Source organism: Erythrobacter donghaensis (assembly GCF_001557325.1).
Lineage (GTDB): Bacteria > Pseudomonadota > Alphaproteobacteria > Sphingomonadales > Sphingomonadaceae > Erythrobacter > Erythrobacter donghaensis_B.
The window spans coordinates 1-13,518 of record NZ_LSJS01000146.1 but is presented as its reverse complement, the minus strand read 5'-3'; the positions used below and the strand labels follow the sequence as shown (position 1 = coordinate 13,518).

Annotated in this window: 10 protein-coding genes; 7 read left to right on the top strand and 3 right to left on the bottom strand. The window is 61.7% G+C overall.

Annotation, left to right across the window (positions count from 1 at the left end; genetic code table 11):
• The 3 genes from AX692_RS08070 to AX692_RS08060 all read left to right on the top strand — a co-directional run.
• The coding region (locus AX692_RS08070) for a CHAT domain-containing protein (RefSeq protein WP_155646293.1) at window positions 1-1,247 on the top strand (1,247 nt) is incomplete at its 5' end.
• Window positions 1,248-1,308: 61 nt separating this feature from the next.
• On the top strand, window positions 1,309-2,613 hold the full coding sequence (locus AX692_RS08065) for a S1C family serine protease (protein WP_073977629.1): 1,305 nt from the start codon (window positions 1,309-1,311) through the stop codon (window positions 2,611-2,613).
• Window positions 2,614-2,630: 17 nt separating this feature from the next.
• Window positions 2,631-3,311 carry a response regulator transcription factor gene (locus AX692_RS08060; protein WP_073977628.1) on the top strand — a complete coding sequence of 227 codons (681 nt, stop codon included), beginning with the start codon at window positions 2,631-2,633 and terminating at the stop codon, window positions 3,309-3,311.
• Here AX692_RS08060 and AX692_RS08055 read toward each other — a convergent pair.
• Window positions 3,308-4,645, bottom strand: a complete 1,338-nt coding sequence (locus tag AX692_RS08055) for a sensor histidine kinase (RefSeq protein WP_073977627.1) — start codon at window positions 4,643-4,645, stop codon at window positions 3,308-3,310. The genes AX692_RS08060 and AX692_RS08055 overlap by 4 nt on opposite strands.
• A gap of 123 nt (window positions 4,646-4,768) precedes the next feature.
• On the opposite strand from AX692_RS08055, the gene AX692_RS19585 reads away from it, so the two are divergent.
• Both AX692_RS19585 and AX692_RS18985 read left to right on the top strand, forming a co-directional pair.
• Window positions 4,769-5,461 (top strand): hypothetical protein, encoded by a 693-nt coding sequence (locus tag AX692_RS19585; RefSeq protein WP_155646292.1) that lies wholly within the window; start codon window positions 4,769-4,771, stop codon window positions 5,459-5,461.
• A gap of 27 nt (window positions 5,462-5,488) precedes the next feature.
• Window positions 5,489-8,785, top strand: a complete 3,297-nt coding sequence (locus AX692_RS18985) for a CHAT domain-containing protein (RefSeq protein WP_081095211.1) — start codon at window positions 5,489-5,491, stop codon at window positions 8,783-8,785.
• A 230-nt stretch (window positions 8,786-9,015) separates the two neighbouring features.
• Here the strand turns inward: AX692_RS18985 and AX692_RS08040 are convergent, their stop codons facing one another.
• The gene (locus AX692_RS08040) at window positions 9,016-9,243 is read right to left on the bottom strand and encodes a BrnA antitoxin family protein (protein ID WP_196490200.1); all 228 of its coding nucleotides are present in this window, start codon (window positions 9,241-9,243) and stop codon (window positions 9,016-9,018) included.
• 37 nt (window positions 9,244-9,280) lie between these two features.
• Window positions 9,281-9,598 carry a BrnT family toxin gene (locus AX692_RS18980; protein ID WP_031290428.1) on the bottom strand — a complete coding sequence of 106 codons (318 nt, stop codon included), beginning with the start codon at window positions 9,596-9,598 and terminating at the stop codon, window positions 9,281-9,283.
• Between the two features lie 186 nt (window positions 9,599-9,784).
• On the opposite strand from AX692_RS18980, the gene AX692_RS08030 reads away from it, so the two are divergent.
• Window positions 9,785-10,402 carry a recombinase family protein gene (locus tag AX692_RS08030; protein ID WP_015449304.1) on the top strand — a complete coding sequence of 206 codons (618 nt, stop codon included), beginning with the start codon at window positions 9,785-9,787 and terminating at the stop codon, window positions 10,400-10,402.
• Between the two features lie 9 nt (window positions 10,403-10,411).
• Complete coding sequence (locus AX692_RS08025) at window positions 10,412-13,417, top strand: Tn3 family transposase (protein ID WP_073977624.1); 3,006 nt, start codon at window positions 10,412-10,414, stop codon at window positions 13,415-13,417.
• The last annotated feature ends 101 nt before the right edge of the window (window positions 13,418-13,518 follow it).

The following is a 13,518-nucleotide window of genomic DNA, read 5'->3' as shown; positions in this document are numbered from 1 at the left end:
ATGTGATGGCACTGACCAGGACCGAGCTGGTCTGGCACCGGGCGGACATCAAGGCGGATGAGGTGGCCGAGAAGGTCACTGCCCTGCGCCGCGATCTCAACCCGGGCGAGGGGTCACGCGGTCCCGATGCCGAGCTGGCTTATCGCCCCTCCTTCGACCGGGCGACCGCGCATGATCTCTATGCCAGGTTGATCGCGCCGGTTGCCGCGACGCTCGAAGGCAAGAGCCACCTGTTCATCGCCGCCGACGGCGCGCTGGCGAGCCTGCCCTTCGGCGTGCTGGTGACCGAGGCTCCGGCTGCAGGCAGCGACGACAGCGATCCCGAGGTGCTGCGCGCGACCCCGTGGTTCGCCGACGCCCATGCGCTGGTGCAGATCCCCTCACTCCAGTCGCTCGCCTACCTCAGGCAGTTCAACACGGGCGAGGGCGGGGTATCGGGTAGCACCGCGCCTCGCGCCGCCACCGTGCGTACCGCCGCCAACGGCTTTGCCGGGTTCGGCGATCCGATATTGAGCGGCGCTGCCGTCCGCCGCGGTGGTCGCAGTGCCGGTGCGCTCCCGCCAGTCGATGCCTCGGGGCTCACCGGGCGCGGCGTGACCGAAGCAGGTGCTCCGCTCATGAACCCCGATGAGCTGCGCGCGCTTGCCCGTCTGCCCGGCACCCGCACAGAGCTCGAGGCGGTCGGCAAGCTGCTCGGCGCTCCGGCAGGCGCGATCCGGCTCGATACCGCCATGACCGAGGCCGCCCTGCGCAGCGCTGATCTCAGCAATGTCCGCATCCTTCACCTCGCCACCCATGGGCTCACCGCCAGCGAGGCAGGCCAGCGCGGCGCACGCACCGAGCCGGGCCTCGTGTTCACGCCGCCCACAGAAGCAAGCAGCCAGGATGACGGCTATCTTGCCGCTTCCGAGGTCCTCACGCTCAACCTCACCGCAGTCGACTGGGTGATCCTCTCGGCCTGCAACACTGCCGCCCCCTCGGGCACGCCGGGTGAGCCGGGCCTCTCCGGCCTTGCCCGCGCGTTCTTCTACGCCGGAGCCCCAAGCCTGCTGGTCAGCCACTGGCCGGTCGGCGATGACGTGGCCGCCGCACTCACGGTCAACACCCTCAGCCGCACCCAGGCCGGACAAAGCCGCGCAACCGCCCTCCAGAACGCCATGCGCGACATCCGCAACGATCCCGCCAACCCCAGCTTCGCCCACCCCTCCGCTTGGGCCCCGTTCACCATCGCAGGCGAAGGACGGTAAGATGTTCGCTAATCGACGAACGATCCTGCGGTCTACAGTTGGCGCATGCCTATGCATCGCCATGCCTTCGTCGCTTTTCGCGGCAGAGTTCGAATGGACTGATGCCGTTTCCAATGCCCTGCGTTCGCTCGTGCGGATCGAGGTGTCGCGCTCTGCCAGTGGTCCCTCGATCGCCCCGCACAGACACGGCTCAGGCTTTGTCATCAGCCCGGATGGTCTGGTGGTAACCAACGCGCATGTTGTTTCAGGAGCGCAGGTGATCCAGCTGTCCTTTCCCGATGGTCAGACCTTCTCGGCAAGGCTTATCGACGCACAGCCTTTGGTAGACCTTGCTCTTTTGCAGATTGAGGGAGCCCGTAGTCCGCTGCCCGCTCTGCAGCTTGCTGAAGCCGATTACGCCAGCCCCGGTCGACCGGTCGCGGCTCTGGGATCACCGATGAGCTATCCCTTCTCCGTTTCCTCAGGGATTATCTCGGGATTTGACCGCCATTACTCTGACCAGAACGCGATCTTCCTGCTGCAGCATGATGCGGCGTTGAACCCTGGCAACTCCGGTGGGCCTCTCATTGGGCCCAACGGGAAAGTCATCGGAGTGAACACGGCGACACCTGCAGAGACCCAATACGATATCGGCATCGGCCTCGCGGTTCCTTCAAGTGTGGTTGCGCCATATGTGGAGCGCGTCCTGCGCGAGGGGCGCTATGAGTACGGCGCTCTTGGTCTTCGTGTCCGCAAACTTGGAGCCTCTGCGCCCAATACTGAAAGCGGCAGGCAAACCGGTGGTCTCACCGTCGAGCAAGTCTTCGGGAACAGTGCGGCTGCTGAGGGCCGGATACTGGCCGGTGATGTCATATTGAAGGTCGATGGTCAGCCGTTGACCGAACCCGTTCAGCTCGCCCGAATTTTGTGGACCAAGCGTCCTGGCGAACAACTGGCGCTAACGGTTCAACGGACCGGAGATATCCTGACGCAGAATTTGGCCCTGCAGTCCAGCGTTGTGCTGGCCGCGATGCAGCCCGAACTCGTCCAGACGATCCAGAAGGTGCGGGATGACACCCCTGCTGCACCCGATTTTGGTCTCACCTTGATCGACGTGCCAGTTAGAGAGACGGCAAGGGTTATCGCGGTCGCTGTCGTGGCTGAAAACAGCCCGGCCCAATTGGCTGGCTTGGGTCGCGGGGACGTCGTGCTCCAGATCAACGGTATGCCGCTCCGCGATGCCGAATCTGCGGCTGCCATCTTGGCGCAGGCCCCTGAACGAGCGACACTTCTCGTCGCGCGCCGCGGCTCGGAGCAGCAGTATATTACGTTGAACCGTGATCCGGACGCCAGCATAACCGATGGCAGCTTCGGTGCAGTCTATTGATATTGATCGGACGAAAAATGAAAATTCTCCTGCTCGAAGATGTCGAATTCATGGCGGACAATATCCGCACATCTCTGACCGGCCTCGACGCTGCCATCACAATCGACCACTTTGTGGATCTCGCCTCAGCGCTCGATGCCGCCCTGTCCGTGTCCTATGACTGCCTCCTGCTCGACCGGAATGTGATCGGCGGTGATGGGCTTGATGTGTTGACAGCGCTTCGGACCCGAAATGTGCGAACGCCCGCCTTGATCCTCAGCCAACTCAACACAATCGATGACCGGGTGACGGGTCTGGGAGCGGGCGCAGATGACTATCTCGGCAAGGACTTCGAGCCGCGCGAACTTCTGGCGCGCATCCATGCAGCGGTCCGCCGCGGACAGCACGAAAGCCATCCGCTGATCCTCAAGCGCGGGGCGTTTGAACTCCACAGGCTTGCACAGAAGGCCTACTGGAACGGATCTGATCTCAAGCTTGAGCCGGTCCAGTTCGACCTGTTGCTGTGCGTGGCCGAGGCTCACCCGAGCCCTGCCACTTATGACGCCGTTTGGGTGGCAGGTTGGCCGAGCTGGTCAGGTCTCAACATCCAGAAGCCTTGGATTCAAACGGCCATCTCTCGAATGCGGAGGAAGCTTCGGGAAAGCGGCGTGTCCGCCGAGATCAAGGCTGCAAATGGCGGCTACGTACTGGAGGTTTAGTCGGCCGTGTGAACCGGGAAGCTGATCCGGAAGCATGCTCCGGGACTTACTGCATGCGGATGGGCATCGGTTACCGTCAGATCGCCACCATCCATACGGGTGAACATTTTTGCAATGGCGAGGCCGAAGCCATGGCCTTCGACCGGTCCTTCGTTGTTGAGTCGATAGTCGAGGCGAAAGATCTTGTCCCGTTGAGCCTCAGGCACGCCAGGTCCGGAATCGATCACTTCCGCAATAGCCTGTGCACCGTCGCAGGCCGTTCGGATCATCACATGCTTGCCCGATGCGCCGTACTTCAGCGCATTGCCCAGCAGATTGACAATGGCCTCCATGACCAACGCCTGATTGACCTTGACCGGCGCGGCGTTGAATTCCGTAGCAAGAGTGACACCTTCGTCCTCAAAACTGTCTGCGAACAGGCCCGCTGCGTCTCTGGCGATATCGGCCAGATCGACCACACGGCCCGCGTTCCCGTCTGATCGGCTTGCGGCCATGCGGGCAATCTCACGCGACAGGGCGTCCAGCTGGCTCAAGGATACCATCGCCGGCTCGACAGCGGAGCGATCACCCTCGGGTAAAGCGTCACGCAGCTGTCGCAGGCGGACCTTTGCATGCGTGATGTAGTTGCGCATGTCATGCGCGAGGGTCACCGAAACGGTCCGCATGTTCTCTACCAGGAGAGCCAGCTGTCCGACCATCCCGTTGACCTCCGCTGCCACCGCTCGCAAGTCATCGGATCTGATCGTACCATCGATCCGATGGGTGAGATTGCCGCTGCCGATCTCTCGGCAATCGGCGAGCACGCGGGCGATATCGGTTTCGAGACGGCGCTGCGCGACCCTACCAATCCACCAGATCGTCAATCCCGCAGCGAGACCGGCCGCGAGGATAGCTATCAATGTAGGCGGAATGGTCTGCTCGTAGGGCGCAAGCCTCTCCCCAACGAAATACCATCCGCAAGTCTCACTCCCCAGCCACTCGCCAATAACGCGTTCGCCTTGCACCTGGAAAACACCGGCCCCACCGGCTGCCTTCGCATTTTCATCCAATGGCACCGCGAAACTTACGCGAGCGCTTGCTGTAAGCGGTCCATGGACGACCAGCGTCCTGTTGGCACTGAACGAAGAGGTCGCTGCCTCGTTGCGAAGTTCTGTGCATTGCTCGGTGGTGTCCAAGGCAAAGACCGAGACACTCTTCGAGAGGAAGCTGTTCCCTGCCTGTTTTTGCGCCGCTTCCCGGAGGTTTAGCCACGCCGTCATAGCCAGTCCCACGACCAGGATCGCCAGCACCAAGTTGGCGAAGTTCGAGAAGCCTTTCGGAGCGAACCAGTTCATGCCGCCACTATGACTTGCCAGCCCGGCGATGTCAGCCAGTGATTAGCCGCTTGCGGAAACCATAAGTTGTTCCGCCGCCGCATTGTGGGCAGACCGTGTGCACATCACTTCAAGGTTGATTCGATGACAAAATCACGACTGTTGGGCGCGATAAACATCGCTGCATTCGCCATCACTTCTGTTGGCCTGAACACAGCGAAGGCGCAAGATGAAGGCGCTGCGGACGAGGCCTATGATGCCAACGTTGCCGCCAAGACCGAGCGTGCCGATGGTACACCCCCTGCGACTGAGTGGCGACTGGCGCAATTGTCGCTGGCCGACCGCGTGCTGCAACACGCCCGCGACAATGGTAGCGCGGAGAGCTGGCTGGCTGCGGCGAACCTTTATACATTGCTTGGCAGCCTCCGTTCGGAAGACACTGGCGAGTCATTGCCAGCGGCGCCCGAAACATTCTGGAGCGAAGCTGAAGCGGCACTTGCCGATGATCCCGCGGCCTTGGCGCGTATGCAGCGGTACAAGGAGCAACAAGGCAAGAACCTCGTCGGCTCGAATGGGCTTGTCATCTTCAGCGTGGCACCCCGACCATCGGGCCGCGTCATGCGCTACCGGGGCGGAGAGCGCGCCACCGTGCAAATGCGCGACCCACGAGGAACGGCGCGTCTTACGGTATACGATCAGAATGGCGCGGTCGCATGTCAAACGGACTGGAGCCCCGCTGGCCAAGTATGCAGCTGGACCCCGCGCTGGACGGGTGCCTTCCGTCTTGAGGTGGAACGGCGAAGTGGGGCAGGTCCGGTGGTGTTGGCGACGAGCTAAAGCGAAACGTTCGATCGGGGGAAGGTGATGCACAAGGCGTTGCAGATGAGGGTGGCTGTCTCGGGTGTCGCGCTTATGATGATGGCGGCGTCGGGCAAGCCTCAAGCACAGGCCACACCCCCAATAGAATCGTCCACACGTTCATCGGCTGCCGATGCTTGCGCTGATGACGCGCAGTTGCCTCTGGACCCATCGACCCGAAAGCCATTCATCACTGTTCAAGAGGTCGCGAATAAAACTCCACCGAAAATCAGATATTTGACCGAGGCAGAAAGCAAAAGAATAACCGAACTTGACTCGATGATCGGCCAATTTGGTGGACCAAATAATACCTCGCAGTCGATAGATTGGTACCGAGAGATCATATCAATTCTGAACTCAACATTCGGTCCAGATCATCCCTATCAAATAGAATTCCAACGAGGCTTTTCATTAAATCTCGCCGTCAACGGCTCTATCGCAGAATCAATCACCCATTCGCAAATTGTGCTTCAATTGATGATTGACGTTCTTGGAATCCAGCATCCACGAACTTTGGATTCGCGAAGAATCCTTGCCGAAGCTTTGCGGCGGGGAGGGCGGACCGAGGAAGCTGAAATCCAGTCAGCTATTGCGCTTCAGGGTCAGATGGACCTTTTCGGTCCGAATGACAAATCAACAGTCGCTACAATTTTCATTCGATCGCGCATTTTGAATACATTGGGAGAATATGCGGAGAGCCTTAAACTTGCCCATGATGCTTGGTCTATAAGTAATGAAATTTGTGGAGGTCTGCATCCTCAAACCATCGCATTCGCAAGTGGTTACGCCGATCAATTGCTGGTTTCAGGTGAGCTAGTTAGGGCTGAGAACATTGCTAGAATTGCATGGCAAAATGCCGTTTCGACGTTTTCACAGGATGACTTCAGAGCGTTAATTTTGCAAAGGGCGTATGCCAATGTCGTCCGTGACCTTGGACATTTGCAGTACGCTTACAGCCTCTCCCGGGCGTCACTGATCGGGATACAGAAGGCGCTCCCTAACGATCATTCGGAAGTCGCGACGTCCTTCTACGATTTTGCGGGGATTGCTACGGATTTAGGCTACTTCGATTTGGCAATTGAAAGCTACCAAACTGCGATAGAGATCGGAGGCCTCAATTTTGGCGAGAACCATCCCAATTTATTGACCTATCAGAATGGGTTAGGGGTTGCGTACTTGGAAGCTGGCGAAGCAGATAGAGCCCGTGAGATATTCGCAGGCGTAGTAAACGCTCGACTGATTAGCCTAGGTGTTGGGCACCCTTCGGTCGGTTTGGCATATTACAACCTCGCCACCGCGTTGGCAGATTCGAAAGAAAACCGTCAAGCTGAAGAGCTTTATCGACGTGCCCTCGGCTTGATTGAAGCGGGTAACGGGAAAAACCATCCACTGGCGTCCAGAGTTGCACTGAATGCGGCAATCAATCTCCTTGAGCAACGGGACCGCGCTTATCTTGCAGTGGATCAGGCCCGTAGAGGCCTCGCTGGCCGTCGGGAGCGTTCGCGTCTGGATGGAAGCGTCGGCTTTCGAGGGGAACTCAAGCGGGATGCGGAGCTTCACCGCGTCCAGTCTGCCGAGCGCCTGTTTGCGGACGCAGCGTGGGTGCGCGGCGCGGCGTTCCCCGCCGAGGCTCCCGGCTTGCGTGTGGAGAGCTTTGGCGCGCTGCAAGGCGCAGGCTCAGGCCCTGCGGCGCGTGCGATCGCGGAGACGGCAGCGCGGCGGTACGCGGTGAAGGCGGGGGCAGGCGAACTGGTGAGCGAGCGAGCGCGGCAAGTGGAGCTGTGGGCGGCGGCCGAACGGCGCAACATTGCCGCGCAAGCGCAGAGTGGCGGTCAGGACCGGGCTGCGCGCGAGGCGATGGAGCGGGACATGGCTGCAGCCGAGGCGCGGATCGAGGCGATCGATGCCGAGCTGAAGGTGAAGGCCCCCCAGTACTTCGCGATCGTCAACCAGCCCCCGCTCGATGTCGCGGAAGCGCAGGGGCTCTTGGGTGAGGACGAGGCGGTGCTGATCGTGGTGCCGTCCGAGTTCGGTACCCATGTGATGGCGCTTACCAAGACCGAGCTGGTCTGGCACCGGGCCGACATCAAGGCCGATGAGGTCGCCAACAAGGTCACCGCCCTGCGGCGCGACCTCAACCCGGGCGAGGATGCACGTGTTCCGGATCTGTCGCGCGGCTCCGATCCTTTACGCGGCCCCGATGCCGAGCTGGCGTACCGCCCCTCATTCGATCGTGCGACCGCGCATGATCTCCATACACAGCTCATCGCGCCGGTGGCTGCGACGCTCGAAGGCAAGAGCCAACTGTTCATCGCCGCCGATGGCGCGCTGGCGAGTCTGCCCTTTGGCGTGCTGGTGACCGAGGCACCCGCGGCAGGCAGCGACGAAAGCGATCCCGAGGTGCTGCGCTCGACCCCGTGGTTCGCAGATAGTCATGCGCTGGTGCAGATCCCCTCGCTTCAGTCGCTTGCCTACCTGCGCCGGTTCAACACTGGGGAGAGCGGGGCATCGGGGAGCAGCGCAGCGCCGCGTGCCACCACCTTGCGCACCGCGGCCAGCGGCTTTGCCGGGTTCGGCGATCCGGTGCTCAGCGGGCCAAGCGGAGCCAGTCGAGGAGCAGAAGCTGTCAACTTTGTGGGCAGCGGCGTCACCGAGTCCGGATCGGCGCTGATGAACCCGGACCTGCTCCGCACGCTTGACCGGTTAAGTGGAACACGAACCGAACTGCGGACGATCAGTTCGATGCTCGGTGCGTCTGAAGACGCCTTGCGGCTCGACGTCAGGATGACCGAGAGCGACTTCCGAAAACCCGGCAGGCTCAATGGTGTCAAGATCCTCCACCTCGCCACCCACGGCCTCAAGGCCGCAGACGCTGGACGCTATGGCCAATCGACCGAACCTGGCTTGGTGTTCACCCCGCCTGCGCAAGCAACCAGCCAGGATGACGGCTACCTTGCCGCCTCCGAGATCGTCGGCATTGATCTTGCCGGTGTCGACTGGGTGATCCTGTCCGCGTGCGACACAGCCGCCCCCTCGGGCAAACCGGGCGAGGCAGGCCTCTCGGGTCTTGCCCGCGCGTTCTTTTATGCCGGAGCACCCAGCCTCTTGGTCAGCCACTGGCCGGTCCGCGACGACGTTGCCGCAGTTCTCACGGTCAACACCCTGCGCCGTACCCAGGCAGGCGAGAGCCGCGCCGCCGCCCTCCAGAACGCCATGCGCGACATCCGCAACGATCAGAGCAACCCCACCTTCGCCCACCCCTCCGCATGGGCCCCGTTCACCATCGCCGGCGAAGGGCGGTGAGGGGACCTGAGAGGAACATAAGTGGCGCTGCCAGTAAGGCAAAGCGACTTACTTGCTCGGGTTTCGAAGCCATTGAACCCAGTCGGATAGCCAGCGACGGGCGGGATTCATGATAACTCAGATAAATAAATTCAGGATCACCGTTTCGAGCATTGCGCTGGCTATCGCTTTGCAGGCCATGGGGTTTGAGTAGCAACGGAACAGAAAACCTACATAAGCCAAGCAGCCGCTTATCTCCGGTCCGCGTTGTCATGGACATAACGGCGCAGCACGCGGTTTATTTCGGTCTGGTATCCCCCCGATTGCGCGTGATCCTTGAACCAGCTCACCACATCGGTATCGAGCCGCAGGGTAACGGGTTTTTTGCGCGGCTTGTAAAGACCGGGACGCTTTGCCAAAGCCCAATTCTCAATCGGTGCCTCGGGAATATCCGCCGTGTCGATGTCAGTGTCAGGCATGTCCACTAGCTGCGCAATTTGGGCCGCTATGTCAGCCTCAGTCATCTTGTGCTTCATAACGTTTCCTTTCATCGGCTGTCGCTTTTCGGGCGCTGATAATACGTATGCTGTTCTCATCGTCACCCGTGGGGAGCGTGTGGACGACCGTTAAGATCAATATGCCGCGTACCAAGCCAATCGCGTGCCAGCGTTCTTCGTCGTTTTCATAGCGATCAAACACGATGATATGGGCGGGATCATCCCAGACCAGCTCAGCCAGCTCGAATGCGACATGGTGCTTGCGCAGGTTGGCAGCGGCCTTGTCGTCGTCCCACTCAAATATCACAAAACTTCCTGTATTGACATTATCGTGCATACATTGCTCGAGGGCCAGATGCAACGCTGAACCATGCGGTCACAACAAACCCCGGTTTGATGCGAAGCGGTCCGACGAACGCGATCGACCCACTGGACGGCCTTCAATCTCACATCTACCCGTCCAGAAACCTATAGCCGGTAAACCCATCGTTCGATAGATTGATGCAAGAGGGAGCGGGCGTCGATGCTGATCGGGTACATGCGGGTGTCGACGGGCGAGCAGAATCTCGATCTGCAACGTGATGCGCTCGATCGTGCCGGATGCAACCGGATCTTCGACGACGTTTGCTCGGGCCGTACGACCGAACGGCCTGGGCTCGACAAGGCAATCGATATCATGCGTGATGGCGACGCTCTTGTTGTCTGGAAGCTCGACCGAATTGGACGGTCGCTGCCTCACGTCGTCGGGCTGGTCGGAGATCTGCAGAAGCGCGGCGTCGGCCTGAAGGTGCTGACCGGCGATATCGATACGACGACCGTCACGGGCCGGTTAGTGTTCGGCATCTTCGCAACCCTGGCCGAGTTCGAGCGCGACCTGATCCACGAGCGCACGATGGCAGGGCTGGCTGCGGCCAGGGCCCGTGGCCGCGCGGGCGGGCGGCCACGGGTGATGACGAAACAGAAGTTGAAGGCCGCAATGGCGTTGATGGCAGACCGCGACAATGCCGCGCGCGACGTCGCTGTCCAGCTCGGAGTATCGGTGTCGACACTCTATGCCTATGTCGACGCCAAAGGACAGCCGCGAGAGCGGGCCAGCGAACTGTTGGCCAAGCGCGGGACCAGATCCGCGGCAGCGGCATAGCGTGAAGCGGTGCCAGTCAGCTTTCTCTCGGACGACCAGGCACTGCGATATGGTCGCTTCGTAGGCGATCCGACCTCGGAACAGCTGGCGCGGCACTTTCATCTCGACGATGCGGACCGGGCGTTCATCGGCGCACACCGCGGCGACCACAACCGGCTCGGTGTCGCGGTGCAGCTTGGCTCGTTGAGGCTGCTCGGCACTTTTCTCGAAGATCCGGCGCAAATACCTGCGTCCGTCACGCGATTTGCTGGCGACCAACTGGCGATCGACGGATCGGCCGAACTAATGGCGCGATATTGCGCGACCAAGGGACGATGGCGGCACGGCCCGCGCATCCGCATTCATTATGGCTACCGAGTCTTCTCCGATCCCGGCGTCGCGTTCCGATTGCATCGTTTCCTGTATGCGCTGTGCTGGACGGGCACCGATCGACCGTCGGCCCTGTTCGACGCAGCCGCGACATGGCTGCTCGAGTTCAAGGTGATGTTACCGGGATTGTCCGTCCTCGAGCGCGATATCGCACGGGTCCGCACGCGAGTCGCCGCGCACGTCCATCGCCGCCTGGTCGACAAGCTGACGTCAGAGCAACGTACCCGGCTCGATACGCTCGTCGCTGTTGCCGAAGATGGACGGCAAAGCCCGCTCGATCGACTCCGTGATGGGCTATATCTGCAAAGCGGCCCTGAGATCAGCCGGGCCATCGACCGACTGACCGAAATCCGTACATTCACCACAGGCTTGCCCGAACTCGACCGCGTACCGCCCGGCAAGGCCGCCGCATTAGCGCGATTTGCCGGCGCCGCGAAAGCGCAGGCCGTCGCCCGGTTGCCGGACGATCGCCGCGCGGCGACCCTGGTTGCCTTCATCCGGACGCTTGAAGCGTCGGCCAGCGACGATGTCATCGACCTGTTCGACGCCGTGTCGACCAAGATGTTCTCCAATGCGCGCATCAACGCCAAGGAGGCGCGGATGCGCTCACTGCGCGATCTCGACGCCGCATCGCTCCGGCTTCGCGATGTCGGGGCGGTGCTGCTCGATGACAGTATCGGCGACACCGAGGTCCGCGCAGCCGTGTTCGCGCTCGTCGACCGGGCAGCGCTGACCGAGGCCGTCGCGCAGGTGAACCTGCTCGCCCGGCCGACCGACGAGAGCTACTTCGTCGAGTTGCGCCAGCAGACTGGCACGATGCGCTATCTGCCGAAGATGCTTGCTGGGCTCGATCTTGCGGCGGCGCCAGCGGGGCAGCCGCTGTTGGACGCGGTCGATCACCTGCGGAGAGTTCACCAGGGTGAAAAGCGCCGTGGACCGGTACCAACATCTTTCGTACCCAAGGCCTGGGCCCGCCAGCTGAAGACCGCGGACGGTGCATTCGATCTGATCGGATACCGGCTTTGTACGCTCGACCGACTACGCCGCGCCATCCGTCGCCGCGACGTCTTTCCCGTTCGCTCACTTCGCTATGCCGATCCTCGCAAGGGCCTACTGACGGGAGCTGGCTGGGAGGCGGCGCGACCGACGGTATGCCGCACGGTCGGCGTGGCGGTCGCTGGCGACGAGGAAATCGCCAAACTTTCGGCGCGGCTCGATCTTGCCTACCGCGAAACAGCCGCGCGCGTGCCGGACAACGATGCCGTGACAATTACGAAGACCGCGAGCGCCGCCGACCTATCAATCGCACCGCTCGATAAGATCGACGAGCCATTGAGCCTCACCAACCTGCATAATGCGATCGATGCGCGACTGCCGCGGCTCGATCTCCCCGAGCTGATCCTGGAGATGCACGCGCGAACGGGGTTCGGGGCAGCGTTCACTCATGCCAGTGAGGGCAATGCGCGCGCTGAGGATATAGCGACCACGATCTGTGCAGTGCTTGTCGCGGAGGCAACCAATACCGGGTTCGAGCCGCTTGTCCGCTCGGAGGTCCCCGCCTTGCGCCGGTCGCGGCTGAGCTGGGTGAAGCAGAACTTCATGCGGGCCGAAACGCTGACGGCGGCCAACGCGCTACTGGTCGCCGCGCATAACAGGATTCCACTGACCCGTGCCTGGGGCGGCGGCGAGGTCGCCTCGGCCGATGGGCTGCGATTCACCGTGCCGGTCCGCACGATCCACGCCGGCCCGAACCCGCGCTATTTCGGGCGCGAACGCGGCGTCACCTGGTACAATCTGGTTTCCGACCGTTTTTCCGGGCTGAATGCCGTGACGGTCCCCGGTACGTTGCGCGACAGCCTCCATCTGCTGGCGGTCGTGCTCGACCAGGAAACCGAATTGCGGCCAAGCGAAATCATGACCGATACGGCCGGCTATACCGACACAATTTTCGGCGTTTTCTACCTCCTCGGGCTCCAGTTCTCGCCGCGCATCGCCGATATCGGCGGCGCGCGGTTCTGGCGTGTCGATGGAAAGGCCGATTACGGTGTGCTGGACGACCTCGCGTCGAACAGGATCAACACCAAGCTGATCGTCGAGCACTGGGATGACCTGCTGCGCCTGGCCGGATCGCTGAAACTCGGCGTCGTGCGCGCGACTGGGCTCACCCGTGTCCTTCAGACCAACGATCGCCCGACCAAGCTAGCGCGCGCGCTCCAGGAACTTGGCCGCCTCATCAAGTCGCTCTACATGCTGCGGTTCATCGATGACGAAACCTACCGGCGACGCATCCTGGTCCAGCTCAACCGGGGCGAGAGCCGTCACCAGCTCGCCCGCACCGTATTCCACGGCAAGCGCGGTGAGCTTCGTCAGCGTTACCGCGAAGGGCAAGAAGATCAACTCGGCGCGCTTGGGCTCGTCGTCAATCTGGTCGTGCTCTGGAACACGATCTACATCGACGCCGCGCTCAACCAGCTCCGCACCGAAGGTCATGTGATCCTCGACGAGGACGTCGCGCGCCTCTCGCCGCTCGGCTCCCAACACATCAACATGCTCGGGCGCTACGCCTTCACCATCCCCGACATGGTCGCGCGCGGCGAGCTGCGGCCGCTCCGTGATCCCAGCGTCACGGGCATCGACGATGCCTGAAGCCGCGCCTTATGTAGGTTTTCTGTTCCGTTGCTACTCAACCCCCAATTAAGAAGGCGGCATTCGACCCGACGATACCCGGCGGTGGCGAAACCACCGCG

Bases quoted from the DNA above. Each gene is read 5' to 3' on its own strand.
- AX692_RS08065 (WP_073977629.1), top strand. From the start codon at position 1,309: ATGCCTTCGTCGCTTTTCGCGGCAGAGTTCGAATGGACTGATGCCGTT.
- AX692_RS08060 (WP_073977628.1), top strand. From the start codon at position 2,631: ATGAAAATTCTCCTGCTCGAAGATGTCGAATTCATGGCGGACAATATC.
- AX692_RS08055 (WP_073977627.1), bottom strand. From the start codon at position 4,645: ATGAACTGGTTCGCTCCGAAAGGCTTCTCGAACTTCGCCAACTTGGTG.
- AX692_RS19585 (WP_155646292.1), top strand. From the start codon at position 4,769: ATGACAAAATCACGACTGTTGGGCGCGATAAACATCGCTGCATTCGCC.
- AX692_RS18985 (WP_081095211.1), top strand. From the start codon at position 5,489: ATGCACAAGGCGTTGCAGATGAGGGTGGCTGTCTCGGGTGTCGCGCTT.
- AX692_RS08040 (WP_196490200.1), bottom strand. From the start codon at position 9,243: ATGCCTGACACTGACATCGACACGGCGGATATTCCCGAGGCACCGATT.
- AX692_RS18980 (WP_031290428.1), bottom strand. From the start codon at position 9,598: ATGCACGATAATGTCAATACAGGAAGTTTTGTGATATTTGAGTGGGAC.
- AX692_RS08030 (WP_015449304.1), top strand. From the start codon at position 9,785: ATGCTGATCGGGTACATGCGGGTGTCGACGGGCGAGCAGAATCTCGAT.